The organism is Asticcacaulis sp. YBE204, from assembly GCF_000495855.1.
Lineage (GTDB): Bacteria > Pseudomonadota > Alphaproteobacteria > Caulobacterales > Caulobacteraceae > Asticcacaulis.
In genome coordinates, this window is the sequence record NZ_AWGF01000001.1 from 299,906 (window position 1) to 316,492 (window position 16,587).

Below are 16,587 nucleotides of genomic sequence, written 5' to 3' on the forward strand. Positions count from 1 at the left end.
GATTTGCGCGGCGCGTGATAAGCATGGGTGTCTCTGAGGAGGACACTCATGCTTAAATCGACGATCAGTCTGATCACGCAGGCGTTCAAGGAGTGGAACGAGGACGAAGCGCCGCGTCTGGGTGCCGCGGTTGCGTTCTACAGCGTTCTGGCGATCGGGCCCTTGCTGCTGCTCGTCATCTCCATCGCCGGGCTGGCGTTCGGCACGGAAGCGGCGACCGGTGAAATATCCCATCAGATACGCGGTCTGGTCGGCGGCACGGGGGCAGCGGCTATCGAGGAGGTCATCGCCCATTCGCGCAACGAGGAACAGGGCCTGATCGCTGCGGCTATCGGATTGGCGACCCTGCTGATATCGGCGACCGGCTTTTTCGGCGAGCTTCAGGCGGCGCTGAACACCATTTTCGACGTCCCCAAAGCGAAGTTGAGCATCGGTAGTTTCCTCCGTCAGCGCGTCCTGTCGTTTGCCATGATCGTCGCCATAGCCGTCCTGCTCATGTTGTCTCTGGTTGTGTCCGCCGCCCTGTCGGCCACCGCCAACCTGTTCGGCAGCGACGACTCGATCGTGGCCTTGCAGGTGCTGAATATCGGTCTGTCCCTGATCGTGACGACCTTCCTGTTCGCGCTGGTCTACAAATATCTGCCGGATGCGCATCTGCGCTGGCGCGATGTGTGGGTAGGGGCGCTGATCACGGCCATCCTGTTCGCCGTTGGCAAGAGCCTGATCGGGCTTTATCTCGGTAATGCCGCCATCGGTTCGACCTATGGTGCCGCCGGATCGCTGGTCGTGCTGCTGGTGTGGATCTACTATTCGGTTCAGATCATCTTTTTCGGGGCCGAGATCACGCAGGTCTATGCCGGTCGCCATGCGGTGGCCCCGGAGATGGCTTCAGAGGTGGCTTCAGAGGCGGCCCCCACCCCGGTGTCGGCAGACCTGTCAGCGTCGTCATCAACATCATCGGCAATCGCTACGGCAACGGCGGTGACGGGCTCGCTTGCCCTGGCCGCCATCGCCTTCTTCACTCTGCGCGAAAAGCGCCCCTAACCCCTACAGGGACGGCAGCAAGCCCTCGACCTTGACCGTCCAGCCTTTCGGAAAGCCGGGGGCTCGGCGCGTTTCGCCGTCCCAGCCGCCTGCCATCAGAGCGACCGCCAGAAGCAAAGAGCCGTTCGACGGGAAATAGGTCTCGGCGGCGCGCTGATAACCGGGACCGTCGGGACCGGCATCCGCCTGAGCGCCCGCGCCGGTCGCGGTCGGCACGAAGGCCGCTGCGTGGGCGTCGAGATGGACGCGCGGGGTCATGCCGCTCTTGCCGTACTTGTTGTTTTTGGCGTCGAAAAACAGCCAGTTGACCGCCTCATCCGGGGCCTGAAGCCGCGCGGCGGTCATGGCGATCATGGCATAGTCCCAGCCCCAGGTCTGACGCAGGTCCCAGTCGCGTTTCATACGATCGAGCGTCCGGCGCATGGTGGGTTTGTCTACGCCCTTGCCGGGGAGCCAACCGAGCGGCATCAGGAACGACGGGTGGTCGCGGTTCTGACAGGTTTCATCAAGCGCATTGGACTTGCACGTCCCCGCCGCCTTGTCCCAGAAACCCGGCTCCGAAGCGACCGGCAGATAGAGCCCGTCCTTCTGCGGCAGGGCGGGCCATTTGGCCAGCACCGCATCCCAGTCGGCGCGCCGCTTAAGGCCGCGCCGCTCGCGCCAGATTTGCGCGGTTTCGATGCCCCAGCGGAAATAGGCGACTTCAAACATCGGATCGAAGGTGGTCAGGGGCGCGAAGTTTTCCTGCACCGGGATGATCGGCGGCCCCAGACGGTAACGGCCCGACGCCTGATCGAAATGCACGAACGAGGCCAGAAGCGCCGCCGACTGCTCGACCAGTTCGCCGTAACGAGACAGAACCGTCTTGTCCTTTCCGGCGCGCCACAAAAGCTCGCTCATATAGATCGGATGCGGCTGCTGCCACATGATGAAGGGCGAGACCTTGCTCGGGCTGTCGGCGCCGTCCGGGCCGATCATCTTGGGCCACCACGCGCCCTTGACGCCCTGTTGCGCGGCGCGGGCGCGGGCCTTTGGCAGGAAGTTCACGTACCAGCCGAGGCTGCGCTCCAGAAGCTGCGGCCGGCCCCAGAGGGCGAAATGCGCCGAATGCCACGGGTGCATCTCAAGGTGCGACTTGCCGTTCCAGCTGTTCGAGAACAGGCCTTCCTCCTGCGGCGGGAAATCGCCGGCGGCATTCACCGCCATCAGATATTGCGACAGGATGACCCGGCGTTCCAGTTCGCTGGCGCGGGGATCGACGCTGCCCTTGAACTCGACCATGCCGCCCTCGGTCCAGTAGTCCTTCCAGTGTCGGGCGGTATGCACGCCCGCGACGACCGTGGACGGCAGTTCCACATCCGGCTTCGGTGAAAAATGCGCCATCACCGCCAGGCCCGGCCCTTTGCCCGTCGCCCGCCACGCATGGGGCCCGGCAGGATCGACCTGCCCGCCCTCGGCGGAGATCGTGGCGTAATAGACCGTGGCGTCGATACGACGCTCCAGCCGCACCTCGGACGGTTTGCGCAGGCGCTCGGTCGTGGTGTGGCTATCGGTATTCGTCCAATCCGCCGGGTCGGGATTGAGCGTCTTCGACACACCCGGATATTTGACGATGACCGCAAGCCGTCCGTCGGCGACCAGCTTTGAGACGACCTCGACATAGACCGTGTCCTGATCGGGCAGGACGCGCGTGACGACCTTTACTGTTTCGCCGTCGAACACAAACTGACTGGTCAGGGCGCCGGTCCACAGGTCGAGCGTTTGCCGCGTGTCGCGTATATCGGCGAACGTCGCCGGTTTGCCGTTACGGTCTTTCAAATCGAACGCCACGCGCCCTAACGAAAAACGATGCGGATTTTCGCGAATCCAGGCGATCGCGGGGCGCGTATTGGCCTCGGCCCAGTCCTTGATATAGCCGTAGCGGCGCTTTTGCCCGCGGACGTCGATCTCGACCTGCGTATCGGCGACCGTGTAGCCGTTCGGATTGGGGAAGCTGTGCCACGCCCACTGGGCTTCGGTCAAAAGCGGCGCGATCTTGCTATAGGGCTCGGTGAAGGTCTGGAGGCCCGTGATATCGGCGGTAAAGCCCATATTGCCGTTACCCAGCATCAGCGGTGCCGACGGATCGACGACGGTCAGGGTCGGATTGTGCCGCGTGACCAGCGCCTTGCGGTCGATCGGCGCTTGCGCGGCCTTGAGCGGGCTCGCCACCGCTACCGCGGTAAGGGCGACAGAGGTCGTCAGCAGCCGACGTCGGGACAGGGAGGGGGTAAGGGACATTATTCAGTCTCCTGAGCAAGAGCGAGCCGGCTTGGATGGGCGTCGCGCGTTTCCTGAGCATCGATTGACAGCGATGTCGTATTTGTAAAAGTCGTATCTATATTCGACACAGGTACGGTTTCGGCGGGCATTTCCGCCATGACATAAAACCGCTTTGTGTTAGCGATCCCAAAACCTGACGCTGTTCACGTGGTAAAAATGCCGAATTACCGCTGCGTCATTATGAGGTAAACGCGATTTCGCCGCCATACTGGCAAGCCGTGACCGCAAAGTCGATGCGCAAAACTGAAAGATTGTGAGACATTTACAACAATTTTTCTCCTCACCGAAATTGATGCGACGCACACATTCACATATGAAAACTATTTTAAAAAATGCGTCAAAATCGAGCATTTCTGTTTACAAGGGCGTTATAGAGCAATATCATTTTTGAAATAACGATATAAAAAATAGGGACGATAATGGAACGGCATCATCTGGGACTGGCAGTTGCCATCCTGGCCTTTACCCTGCCAGCCTCGGGTTTCAGTGCGGTGATCGGCACCAACGAACCCGCGCCGTCGGTGACGATCGAACGCCTGTCGGTGCTGCCGATGAAGGACCGTGCCGCGTGGGCTGACTATATCAAGCGCTCCGACACGCAGATGAAACTGGACCGCGAGACACTGGCCAAAGAGCTTCAGCCCGGTGAAGCCCCGCCGCCGCCGCCCGTCGCCGGCAGCGGCAAGATGCCGTTGAACAAGGACGCCGCCTGGTACGGCTCTGCCGAAGCACGCGCCATCGCCGACACCATCGTCAGCTTCCAGACGCCTGCCGGAGGCTGGAGCAAGAATCAGGACCGCACCAAGCCGCCGCGCCTGCGCGGTCAGCGCTACGCCAACAATGCCGAGACGATGGAACTGGGTACGGGCAGCTTCGATGCGCCGCACGACCGCTTCTGGACCTTTGTCGGGACGCTGGACAACGGCGCGACCACGACCGAAATGCGCTTTCTCGCCCGCGTTCAGCAGCAATTGCCGGGCAAGGACGGCGATGTCTATCGCGCCAGCATCGTCAAGGGGGTCAACTACCTCCTGACGGCGCAGTATCCCAACGGCGGCTGGCCACAGAACTATCCCATCGAGGGCGGATTCCACGACGGCATTACCTTCAACGACAATGCCGTGGCCGAAGCCGCCATGCTCCTTGAAGACGTCGCCGAGGGTAAAGCCGAATACGCCTTTATAGCCAAGGATCTGCGTCAGAAGGCCGGGACTGCCAGCGCGCGGGCCATCCGTCCGATCCTCGACGCTCAGGTCGTCGTCGATGGCAAGAAAACGGTCTGGCCGCAGCAGGTCGATGCCCTGACGTTGGCTCCCATCTCGGCGCGCAACTACGAAATGCGCTCTCTGGCCAGCGCCGAAAGCACCGACATCCTGCTGTTTCTGATGCGTCAGCCGAATCCGTCGCCGGAAATCCAGGCCTCGGTCCACGCCGGTGTGGCGTGGCTCAAGGCGCATGCCATTTACGACAAGGCCTTCACCGAGGTTAGCAAGGACGAAGGCCGCAAGCTGATCGACAAGCCGGGGGCGGGTCCGACCTGGTCGCGCAACTACGACATCAAGACGGGTAAGCCGATCTTCGGTGACTGGGACAAGTCCATTCAGGACGACGTCAACAATATCTCCAAGGGGCGCCGCAACGGCTACTCCTGGTACGGTGCCGCACCGCAGAAGGCCATCGAGGCCTATACGAAGTGGGCCGCGGCCCACCCGGCCAAGAACTAAACCGGATGAAGGGGGTATCAGGGTCGGAAGGCATGAAGCTTGTCCGGCAATGATCTCGATATCATCCGATTGGTACGCATAACAGGAATAAGCCGCTCAAGCGGTCATCAAAAAGGGGTAAGGACTCATGATCACCAGAACATCTTTGAAATATCTGGCCGGGGCGTCGCTGCTGGCCATTTCGGTCGCTACCGCCGGTCAGGCGCAGACGACCGCGCCGGTCGCCGCCAAGGGCGATGAAGTCACCGACGTCGTCGTCGTCGGCGCCCGTCGTTCGGAACAATCGGCCATCCAGCGCAAGAAGCGCTCGGCCACCAATCAGGACTCGATTGTCGCCGACGACGTGGGTCAATTTCCGGATAAGAACATCGGCGACGCCATCGCGCGTATCGCCGGGGTGGCTATGGACGTTTCGGATTCGGGCGAACCGGGTGGCTTCGCTATCCGGGGTCAGTCGCCCGACCTGATCCGTATCGAAGTCGACGGCATGTCGATGATGTCGACCGGCCAGGACGGTCGCTCGGTAACGGCGCTGAGCGATATGTCCTCTGACCTGATCAAGAGCGTGGACGTGGTCAAGGGCGCGACCGCCGACATGACGCCGGGCGGCGTCGGCGGCACTGTGCGCATCGAACAGCGCACGGGTCTCGATTTCGCCAAGCCGCTGTACAAGTTCAATCTGCAATACCAGAAAAGCTCGCTGGACGGTGGCTGGTCGCCGCGCGCCAACATCATCGCTACGCGCAAGTTCTTCGACGGACGTCTGGGTGTCCTGTTCAACTTCACCTACGATCAGGTGGTCAACGTCTCCGACATCGCCCGCGTGTCGAACAGCTCGACGGGCTACGTCCCGCTGGGCGACTACGACAATTCGGCGGAAAAATCCTTTACCCAGGCCTTCGACCCGCTGGCTGCCGCTGTCACAACCAAGGCGGGTTGTACCGCTCTGTCGACGGTTCAGGGCATCAACAGTCGCCTGAACTGTTATGCTCAGTGGGAAGACTTCTTCCCCTCCCTGCCGCGCTTCAGCCGTGAATATCGTGACGATCGTATCACTTCGCTTCAAATTCGCGCCGATTATCGCGTCAATGAAAACCTGACCGTATTCCTGTCGTACAACCCCAACCTTCGCGATTTCAAGAATACAGCTTATAACCTTCAGATCGCCGCGCCGGCGGGTACGACCAACAACAACGGTGTGCTGGGCGCCAACAACGTTCAGAATGTAAAGGTCAACGAAAACCATTTCGTGACTCAGTACGACATGGTGCGCGGCACCACGGCGCCTAACGTTGCCAGCCTGGTGTGGGATTCTCAGGTCCGTAACCTGCACCGCATCACCGAACAGCACTATGTGCAGGCCGGGGCTGACTTCAAGTGGAACAACTGGATTGCCAAGGGGCGTATCCAGTACTCGGCCTCGACCAACGATCGTCAGGATGACACCGTCAAGATATTCGCGCAGCTGCCGTCAGTAACCTTCAAAATGGTTCCGGAAAGCGGCCTGTGGACCTATCAGGCACCCTCCAGTGTCGATATTTTCAATCCGACATCCTACTACCCGATCGCGGCCGCCAACGGCCTGAGCGCGACCACGGCGATGGAATATACGCCGTTTTATGACGAGAACAGCGAGTGGAACTATCAGCTCGATGTCACGCGCACGTTTGAGGACTTCGGCCCGCTGAAAACCATCAAGTTCGGCGTCCAGAAGCGTGACAAACATAACCAGACCTGGCGCTATGACGGTTTCCAGATCGCGCCCGGCGTGACATTGTTCCATGCGCGGGCCCTCGACGTCGTGCGCTGGTGCGATCCGGCGACTGCACCGTCAACGGCACCCTGCGTGTTCGGGACGACGCAAATTCCGCCGGGCACTTCGCCCGCGAACTCACTTTACATGAACCACACCATTACCCGGGCTCAATATAACGGCATCATCGATGCGGCCGTCGTGCCCCTTCCCGGCGCCAGGTACTTCAATGGTATCGCGGACCGGGGCGATCTGCTCAACAGCTGGATGGTGCCGAACTTCGATACCTTCTACAGCATGCTCAGCCAGTACGCCAATCTGAGCGGCCACAATCCTGACTGTCTGTATCGCTGTCTGGCTTCGGATGGCAAGGTGTACGAGCGCCCGACCTATTCGACAGAAGAAGGCACGTTGTCGGCCTATATCATGTCGGACTTTGAAACCAAGCTGTTCGGGATGGAGGTTCTGGGCAATATCGGGGTCCGTTATCAGAAGATCGAGGTTCAGGCCCAACCCTCGATCATCTTCTACGAGCGTGATGCGATACCGACGACGACCATCATTCCGGCTGTGGGTACGACGCCCGCCCGTACGGTCAAGAGCTATGCTTTTACCGATACGTTCGTGTCGCGCCGCGTCGGTGACGTGAATCGTACCTCGGAAGATATCCTGCCGAGCCTCAACCTGGCTGTCTGGCCGATCGAGGATCAAGTGGCCGTGCGCTACTCCATCGCCAAGCAACGCGCCCGCCCGAGCCTGACTCAGTTGACCGGAACTTCGGCGGCCAGCTGCTATAAGGTCGATCCGGCGGATCGTGAGGCCCTCGAAGCCTTCTTCGCGCAGAATCCGGGCGCGTTCGATGACGGCGATCCGACGACGGATGACAGCTCGTCCGATGAAAATTTCCTCGGCTCCTACATCAACCGCTGTACGGGCCGCATCGGTAACCCGGAGCTGAAGGGGTATGATGCCGTTGTGTCGAACCTGTCGCTCGAATGGTATCCGAACAAGGACAGCCAGTTCAGCATCACGGCCTATTCGATCGACGTGAAAACAGGTCGGCCCGAAGAAGTCACACTGAGCGGCTATGAATTGGAAAGCAATCAGTACACCGTTGCGACCTATGAAGATGGTGACGGCGGCTTGAAATTCACCGGCGTCGAACTCGCCGCCCGGACGGCCTTCACCTTCCTGCCGGGGCCCTTGCGTTATACCGGTGGTGGTTTCAACTATACCTTCGCGAAATCTTCGGGGTCGTCGAGCGACTATGACTACTTCTCGCAGCAATATCTGCCGCCGAAGAGCCTCTCGGAGAACGTCTATAACGTCAACCTGTGGTACGATGACGGCAAGCTGAACGCGCGTGTCGCCTATCAATGGCGTGACGACTACTATAGCCAGACCTCGGCTCTGGGCGGCAACCGCATCCCGACCGGATATGGCATCGACGGTACGACCTCGACGACGGCTTACTTCAAGACCGTTCATCCGGTCTTCAAGACGGGCGCTCAACTGCTTGACGCCCGCGCCTCGTACAAGGTCAATCGTTACGTGCAGTTCTTCGTCGAAGGCAAGAACCTGCTCAATGACAGCGTGACGCGCTACGCCCCGGAAGAGTACATCAAGCTCACCGATGACGGCAGCACGCCCTATGTCTATGACCAGGTCTATAACGGTCGCCGTTATTACATGGGCATCATCACGACCTTCTGATTTGTAAAGCGTACCCTTGTTGGAGACTTGTCCGGTCCTGCCACCTCTCAGGATCGGACTACTTACCCACTATTTGCCGTCCGGAGCGACTTTCCCTCGCGACGGACGGCGCTTTTATCAGGGACATAGATTCATGACGTCTAAGCGCGCCGCCCTATTGACGACCATCAGCCGCAACGCCATCCTCTCTCTGACCCTGATCAGTACGCTGACGATGCCCTTGCCGGTATATGCCCAAACGGCAGCCGCACCCAAGGTCGCCGGTATCGAAGCGTCATGGCAGGCGCCTCTGCCGCGTCCGAAGCTCGATTTCAACCCAAATGCCCTGCCGTCGCGCGAAGCCGTGATGGCCGCCGTAGAATACGTCAATTCGGCCCAGATCGCCGACATGACCAACCGCCCGCTGCAAATGGCGACCGGCAGCAATGTCACCGAAGCGTCGTCGAACTGGGTGGCCGCGACCTACTATGTCGGCGCGGCGCGTCTAGCCCGCGTCTCGGAAAACCGCAACACCCTGCGCTTCCTGACCGCCGTCGCCGAGCACTATAACTATAGCCTTCGCGGCGCGCGGTCCGACCGGACCATGCTCAATGCCGACGATGTGGCCATCGGCGACCTCTATCAGGAACTCTACAGCCGCCGCGGCCAGCAGGGCACCCTGATGCCGCTTCAGCAGCGCCTCGACTTCATGGTGCCGCACCTCAATCGCCCGCAAGAGACGGAGACCCTCGTCTGGTGGTGGTGCGACGCGCTGTACATGGCCCCGCCGATTCTGGCGCGCATGTCGGCGATCACCGGCGATCCGAAATATATCAGGGCCATGGACAAGGAATGGCGCCGCACCGCCGGTCGCCTGTGGGTCGAGAGCGACCGCCTGTTCCTGCGCGACGAACGCTTCAAGACCCGCATGGGCGACAGCGGCAAGCCGATCTACTGGGCACGCGGCAATGGCTGGGTCATCGGCGGTCTGGCGCGGACGCTGGAATATATGCCCGCCGATTTTGAAGGCCGCGATTTCTACACCGACATTTTCCGCAAGATGTCGAGCCGCATCATCGAGCTTCAGCAGCCCGACGGCCTGTGGCGCGCCGATCTCAACGATGCGAAGGCTTTCCCCGAAGCCGAAACCTCCGGCTCGGCCTTCTTCGTCTATGGTCTGGCCTGGGGCATCAATCACGGGCTGCTCGACCGCAAGACCTATTTGCCGTATGTGACGCGCGGCTGGGCGGCTTTGAACAAACAGGTTCTGCCGAACGGGATGCTGGGCGCAGCGCAGAAGACCGGCGATCGCCCGGTGCCGACCAAGGTTGAGGAAACCGGCCCCTACGCCACGGGTGCCTATGTGCTGGCCGGTCTGGAAGTCGCTGATCTCAACGACGAGGTGCAGGCTTTGCCCGAAGCGCCGCAGGGCCGCGATCATCCGGATACGGTCATGGCGACCACGCCGACACCGCCGCCGCCGGTAACCGTGGTCGGTGAAGAAGAAAAGGCCCGCCGCGAAGACGAAATGCGCTCGACGCGCGCTCTGGCCTACGATCCGGCGGTGCTGAAACGTCCCGCCGCCATCGAAAAGCTGACCCCGCCGACGGAAGTCGAGCAAAAACCGCGTGCCGTGGCTCGTTTCGCGCCGGACCGCCTCGACGACCTGCTGTGGGAAAATGACAAGGTCGCCCACCGCATCTACGGCCCGGCGCTGGAAGCGCGCGAGTCGCCGTCGGGGTCCGGCATCGATGTCTGGGCCAAGCGCGTCCGTTATCCGTTCATGGACCGCCAGTTGAAGTTCCCGAACTACCACACCGATCGCGGCGAAGGCCTCGACTATTACGACGTCGGTCGCGGTCGCGGTGCCGGGGGTTTGGGTATCTGGTTCGATAACAAGCTGTGGACCTCGCGCAACTTCTCGACCTATAAAATCGAGAAGACGGGCGGCGACGAAGCGAAATTCACCGTCGATTACCGTCCGTGGCCGGTCGACGTGGCGCGCAAGGTATGGGAGACGCGGACATTCTCTTTACCTCTGGGCTCGAACTTCACGCGCATGACCTCGACGATCCAGTCCGATACGAAAGAGCCGCTGATTGTCGCCGTCGGCATTTCCAAGCGCAAGACCGACGCCGGCAGCGGCGTGGTGTTGAAGGATGCCAAGACGGGTCGCCTCTCGTTCTGGGAACCGTCGAATCCCGAACACGGCAGCCTCGGGATCAGCATCCTCGCCGATCCGGCCATCGTCGAGGGCTTTGCCGAGGACGCCGACAACTATCTGATCCTGCTGCGCGTCACGCCGGGCAAGCCGTTCGTCTACTATATGGGTTCGGCGTGGGACGGCGGGCTCGACTTCAAGTCACGCACCGACTGGGACGCGTTCGTCGCCAAGCAGAAGCCCGACTTCAATCCGGCTAAAAAGTAGGAGTTCCCGATGACCACCCGTCGTACCGCGCTGAAAAGCCTGATCGGGGCCTCGTCCCTTTTGCCCCTGCTGATGCAGAGCCAAGCCAATGCCCAAACCGCGCCGCAACCGGCGGCCAAACCCGCAGGTCAGGCACCCAAGGAGTGGATCGACGCCAAAACCGGCCATCGCATTATCCGCGTCTCGACCGAGGATGCGTCGGGCGTGCTCTACTTCTATCGTCAGGCCTATACGCCGGAAGGCGATATCATGGTCATCAAGGCCCCATCGGGCATTCAGGCCGTGCGACTGAAGGACTGGAGCGTCTCGACCCTGATCAAGGGCAAGGAAAACGACCTGCTGTTCGTGATGCGCACGACGCGTGAAGTCGTCTATGCGGTGACCGATCCCGGCGAAGGCGAGGCCGAGGACCGGCCTAAAACCATCTACGCCATCCACGTCGACACCAAGAAAATCCGCAAGCTGGGCCGCATCAATAGCGGGCGCATCACCTCGTCCAATGCCGACGATACCCTGCTGCTGGGTCAGGTCGCCTATGGTGCCAAGCCGCTCCAGCCCAAGGACGCTGCCAGCGTCGAGAAGTTCGGTCAGGCCGAATATGCGGCTTTAGGGCCCGACGGCAAGCCGCTGAACTTCGCCCGCGCCAAGGGCGTGCGCATGTGGGAGCGCTGGTCGCAGCGCGTCCCGGCGGAACTGTTCACCATCAATATCAAAACCGCCGACCGCAAGGTGCTGTACAAGACCGAGGACTGGATCGGCCATGCGCAGTTTTCCCCGACTGACCCGACCCTGATCCGCTTCTGCATGGAAGGACCGTGGCATCGGGTCGATCGCATCAAGCTGATCAAATCCGATGGTACGGGTCTGACCAGCGTCCATACGCGCACCCAGAACATGGAAATCTTCGGCCACGAATTTTTCAGTCAGGACGGCAAGTGGATCTGGTACGATCTGCAAACCCCGCGTGGCCAGGTCTTCTGGGTCGCGGGCCTCGAACTGGCCACCGGCAAGCGCGTGTGGAAGCGCATGGAGCAGAACGACTGGGGGGTGCATTTCAACATCGCGCCCGATGGCGTGACCTTTGCCAGTGACGGGGGCGACGCCGACATGGTGGCCCACGCGCCGGACGGCAAGTGGATATCCCTGCTGCAAGGCGAAACCATCGTCGACGCCGATCTGTCGGGCTATGACGACGGGCTGATCACCATCGAAAAGTTCAAGGCGACGCGACTGGCCGACATGTCGGGTCACGACTACCGGCTGGAGCCTAATCTGCGCTTTACGCCCGATGGCAAGTGGCTGGTCTATGTCTCGAACCTGCACGGGGCCAACCACGTCTATGCGGTCGAGGTCGCGCCCGTGAAAGGCTGATTTTGCTTTTTAGTGGATTGTCACTATATTCGAGTCGAACACGATAAAACGAATGGTTTTGACATGCCGATAAAATCGGTATGTCCTGAAATACCTGTCATGGGTTGGAGCTGCGTACCTTGCCTAAGCTGAAACTTGCCGAACCGAAAGAACTGGACGCGGAGGTCGAGGACTTTGGCGAAAAGGAAAAGGGCGTGACCGGCGCCCTGACCCTGATGCGCGGCCTCGATGTGCTGAAATCGGTGTCAGGCGGCAATAATACCCTGCCCAAGATTTCCAAGGACCTGACATTGAACAAGTCGACCGTTCATCGTCTGGCAACGACCCTGGTCGATTACGGCTATCTGTCCTTCTCGCAAAAGGAGGGCTATGCGCTGGGGACCATGCTGCTCGAACTGGGCCACGCCGCGTCGCAGCAGATCACTCTGACCCGCGTGTCGCACGACTATCTGGTGCGTCTGGCCGCCGATACGGGCGACACGGTCAATCTGGGCGTCCTCGACGGCCATCAGGTTCACTATATCGATAAGATTCCCGGCACGCGCCGGATCGAGGTCCGCTGCGTCATCGGTGAGCGTCAGGCGATCCGCCCGACAGGGCTTGGCAAGGCGCTCCTGATCGATGCCGAGGAAGACAAGCTGCGCGAAGTCTATAATCGCGAAACGCGTGAGTTCCCGAACTATCGCTACGATATGAAGACCTGGCTTGAGGTCATGAAGCATTATGCGCAAGAGGGCTATGCGCTCGATATGGACGAGAACGAAGACCGGATTCGCTGCGTCGCCGCGCCGATCCGCGACGTATCGGGCCGTATCGTGGCCGCCGTTTCGATTTCCAGCGCCGCGCAATATATGGACGACAGCCGGATCGAAACCCTGAAAGGCTATGTGAAGGACGTCACGCTCCAGATCAGCCGTGAATTGGGCTATAAGGACTAAAACAGACCGGTCTGTCCGTATCTCTTTCTTATCGTCCTGTCACAACCTTGTCGTGAAATCTGCTTAGGGCTTTGTAGCAAAATACAGGGTGCCCAAGCGTATGGATAACAGGATATTAACGCACGCCAGCGTTCTATACTTGCCTCATTCGGATTATATCGACGGCGGCATGGCCCACAAACCCAGAAAAATCAGAGGCTATTTTCCCTTAAGTGTCGCCACGGGCATCATTGTGCTGATCGTGCTGGCTATCGTCGCGCCGCAGGCCCCCTGGCTGATCTGGGTGGCGCTGGCCGTACTGGCCACCTGCGCCTTTGCCATGAACCGCGACATCGAACGGGCCAAGCGCGACGCCAAACCGGCACCCGTCGCCACGGAGCCGGTGCGCGTGCAACCCGAAGGCCCCAGCTTTCAGGAAGTCCTGCGCGCCATTCCCGATCCGGTCATGATCGTATCGGGGGTCGAGCCCAACGACATCGCCGGTCGCTGGATCATCTTCGCCAATACGGCGGCGCGCGAAGAATTCCACATCACCGGCGAAAACGGCCTTCTGGTCTCGTCCCTGCGCAATCCCGAAGTGCTGGAAGCCGTGGACGAAGCCCTGTTCGGCGGTATCCGACGCGATACGGTGTTTGAGACCTCTGGTGCGCAGGACAAGTTCTGGCGCGCCTGGACCTCGCCCTTGCCGGTGCGCGAGGGTGCGCGTCGCCTCAGCCTGCTGGTTCTGCGCGACGAGACCGATATCCGCCGTATCGAACGTATGCGGGCCGACTTCCTCGCCAACGCCAGCCACGAACTGCGCACGCCACTGGCCTCGCTGACCGGCTTTATCGAGACCCTGCGCGGCCACGCCAAGGACGACATCAAGGCGCGCGACAAGTTCCTCAATATCATGGCGGCGCAGGCCGACCGTATGGGCCGGCTGATCCACGACCTTTTGTCGCTCAGCCGTATCGAGATGAACGAACACGTCCCGCCGTCGGGCGAGGCCGACCTGTCTCTGGCGGCGCGCGACGTGATGGACAGCCTGAGCATTCTGGCGCAGGAAAAGGGTGTCAGCCTGACCTTCACCGGCCCCGCGCCGGGCAGCCACCCTCTGATTGCTGATCGTGATCAGATATTGCAGGTGGTGCAGAACCTGAGCGACAACGCCCTGAAATACGCCCCGCGTGGCTCTCAGATCGAGCTGGAAATCCTGACCGACCGCACACTGGAACAGGCGATCGCCGCCCGTGATCCGTCGGCGTCGAAGCTGGTCCTGCTGCGCCCCGACCGGCGCGACGACTTCTATACCGTCATCCGTGTCAAGGACCACGGACCGGGCATCCGGCGCGAATTCCTGCCGCGTCTGGCCGAACGTTTCTATCGCGTCGAAGGTCAGAAGTCTGGAGACAAACTGGGGACGGGCCTCGGTCTGGCGATCGTCAAGCATATCATCAACCGCCATCGCGGCGGGCTGGTCGTGGAATCCGTCGCCCTGCCATCGACGACGGACAAAGACCTGCTGGCCTACGACCTGCCCGACACGGTGACCATCCCGTCCGACAATCTGATCACCTACACGGCCTTCAGCGCCTACTTCCCGCAGCCGCGCCGTCCCAAGGCCTAGTCTGGCTTGAATATGAACCCGTCAAACGGGAAAAATGACAGTTTTGCCGCTAAAACCTTGGGTGAGGCGTCGGGCTGTAATAAGCTTGTCACAAAATCCACATATGGGCTTTAGGCCAAGGACCCTGTCATGAACACGCATATCGTAAAAACCTACGGTGAAGAACTCGACCAGCTGTCGGCCGAAGTCGTCCTGATGGGCGGTCTGGCCGAGGCGCAAGTCGCCGACGCCGTCGAAGCCGTGGCGCGTCGCGACGTGGCGCTGGCCCAAAGCGTCGTCGTGCGCGATCAGAAGCTCGATGAGCTTGAAAAAGACATCGAGCGCAAGTGCATCCGCCTGATCGCCCTGCGTCAGCCGATGGCCGCCGACCTGCGCAAGACGGTCGCCGCCATGAAGATCGCCACCTCGCTGGAGCGTACGGGTGATCTGGCCAAGAACATCGCCAAGCGCTCGATGGTCATCGCCGAAGCCGAACCGATGTCGCCGCTGACCCGTTCGATCGAACGGATGGGCAAGCTGGTGTCGTCTCGTCTGCGCGACGTGCTGGACGCCTATAAGTCGGGCAAGCTCGACATGGCCATGGCTGTGTGGTCTTCGGATACCGAGGTCGACGAGCACTATAATGCGCTGTTCCGCGAACTGCTGACCTATATGATGGGCGACCCGCGCACCATTTCGGCCTGCACCCACATCCTGTTCATGGCCAAGAACCTTGAGCGCATCGGCGACCATGCGACCAACATGGCCGAACACATCCATTACGAGATCACCGGCGAAGACTACGTCGAGGATCGGCCCAAAAGTTCAACTTTCTAAATATTTAGCCGGAGCGGCTTTTTTCCCATGAGCGTGAAACCCTACATCATTGTCGCCGAAGACGAGGACGCCCTGTCCACCCTTCTGCAATACAACCTCGAAAAAGAGGGTTATGAGGTAGGGATCGCCGCCGATGGCGACGAAGCCCTGATGATGATCGAAGAGCGTCTGCCCGATCTTCTGGTCTGTGACTGGATGATGCCCAAGGTCTCCGGCATCGAGGTTACGCGTCGCCTGCGCGCCCAGGGCGAGACGCGAAATCTGCCGATTGTCATGCTGACCGCGCGTTCCGAAGAAACCGACCGTATCCGCGGCCTCGATACCGGCGCCGACGACTATGTGGTCAAGCCGTTTTCGATGGTCGAGCTGGTCGCGCGCATCCGCGCCGTCCTGCGCCGCATCCGTCCGGGCCTGAGCGAAGACCGGGTCACCTTCGGTGAGATCGTTATCGACCGACTGTCGCACCGCGTGCAGCGGTCGGGCCGCGACGTGCATCTGGGGCCGACGGAATACAAGCTGCTCGACTACCTGATGCAACATCCCAAGCGCGTGTTCAGCCGTGAACAACTGCTCGATGCCGTATGGGGCAACGACGTCTATGTCGAGGCGCGCACGGTCGATGTCCATATCGGCCGCCTGCGCAAGGCGATCAACAATGACAGCGAATTCGACCCGATCCGTACCGTGCGCTCGGCGGGTTATTCGCTCGATATGCAGGGATAATAGCCCTTATACCTCCCCAGTTTACTGGGGTATAGTGCAGGCGAAAGTATAGCTTTCGCCAAACGATGGGACCGCACGAGATCGCGAAGCGAGCGATCGGACCGCCGATGCGGATGTGGTGGTGGGGGCTAGGGAAGACACGGCAAGCGCATCTCTCGTTTATCTTA

The 16,587-nt window shown here is 60.8% G+C and carries 10 protein-coding genes; 9 read left to right on the plus strand and 1 reads right to left on the minus strand.

What is annotated here, in order from left to right; genetic code table 11:
• Positions 1–48 precede the first annotated feature (48 nt).
• A complete protein-coding gene (locus AEYBE204_RS22310; protein ID WP_023460588.1) occupies positions 49–1,044 on the plus strand; it encodes a YihY/virulence factor BrkB family protein in 996 nt (331 codons plus the stop codon).
• A 3-nt stretch (positions 1,045–1,047) separates the two neighbouring features.
• Here AEYBE204_RS22310 and AEYBE204_RS22315 read toward each other — a convergent pair whose 3' ends face one another.
• Positions 1,048–3,324, minus strand: coding sequence for a hypothetical protein (locus AEYBE204_RS22315; RefSeq protein ID WP_023460589.1), 2,277 nt, complete (start codon positions 3,322–3,324; stop codon positions 1,048–1,050).
• 461 nt (positions 3,325–3,785) lie between these two features.
• On the opposite strand from AEYBE204_RS22315, the gene pelA reads away from it, so the two are divergent.
• The 8 genes from pelA to phoB all read left to right on the plus strand — a co-directional run bounded on the left by pelA (position 3,786) and on the right by phoB (position 16,420).
• On the plus strand, positions 3,786–5,090 hold the full coding sequence (gene pelA / locus AEYBE204_RS22320; RefSeq protein WP_023460590.1) for a pectate lyase: 1,305 nt from the start codon (positions 3,786–3,788) through the stop codon (positions 5,088–5,090).
• Positions 5,091–5,217: 127 nt separating this feature from the next.
• Positions 5,218–8,556, plus strand: a complete 3,339-nt coding sequence (locus AEYBE204_RS22325) for a TonB-dependent receptor (protein ID WP_023460591.1) — start codon at positions 5,218–5,220, stop codon at positions 8,554–8,556.
• A 133-nt stretch (positions 8,557–8,689) separates the two neighbouring features.
• Positions 8,690–10,963, plus strand: coding sequence for a glycoside hydrolase family 88 protein (locus AEYBE204_RS39805; protein ID WP_023460592.1), 2,274 nt, complete (start codon positions 8,690–8,692; stop codon positions 10,961–10,963).
• A 9-nt stretch (positions 10,964–10,972) separates the two neighbouring features.
• Complete coding sequence (locus AEYBE204_RS22330) at positions 10,973–12,334, plus strand: oligogalacturonate lyase family protein (protein ID WP_023460593.1); 1,362 nt, start codon at positions 10,973–10,975, stop codon at positions 12,332–12,334.
• A 119-nt stretch (positions 12,335–12,453) separates the two neighbouring features.
• Complete coding sequence (locus AEYBE204_RS22335) at positions 12,454–13,272, plus strand: IclR family transcriptional regulator (RefSeq protein ID WP_235068033.1); 819 nt, start codon at positions 12,454–12,456, stop codon at positions 13,270–13,272.
• A gap of 139 nt (positions 13,273–13,411) precedes the next feature.
• Positions 13,412–14,881 carry a cell wall metabolism sensor histidine kinase WalK gene (locus AEYBE204_RS22340; RefSeq protein ID WP_023460595.1) on the plus strand — a complete coding sequence of 490 codons (1,470 nt, stop codon included), beginning with the start codon at positions 13,412–13,414 and terminating at the stop codon, positions 14,879–14,881.
• Positions 14,882–15,010: 129 nt separating this feature from the next.
• On the plus strand, positions 15,011–15,697 hold the full coding sequence (gene phoU / locus AEYBE204_RS22345; RefSeq protein ID WP_023460596.1) for a phosphate signaling complex protein PhoU: 687 nt from the start codon (positions 15,011–15,013) through the stop codon (positions 15,695–15,697).
• A 33-nt stretch (positions 15,698–15,730) separates the two neighbouring features.
• The gene (gene phoB / locus AEYBE204_RS22350; protein ID WP_031229570.1) at positions 15,731–16,420 is read left to right on the plus strand and encodes a phosphate regulon transcriptional regulator PhoB; all 690 of its coding nucleotides are present in this window, start codon (positions 15,731–15,733) and stop codon (positions 16,418–16,420) included.
• Positions 16,421–16,587 lie beyond the last annotated feature (167 nt).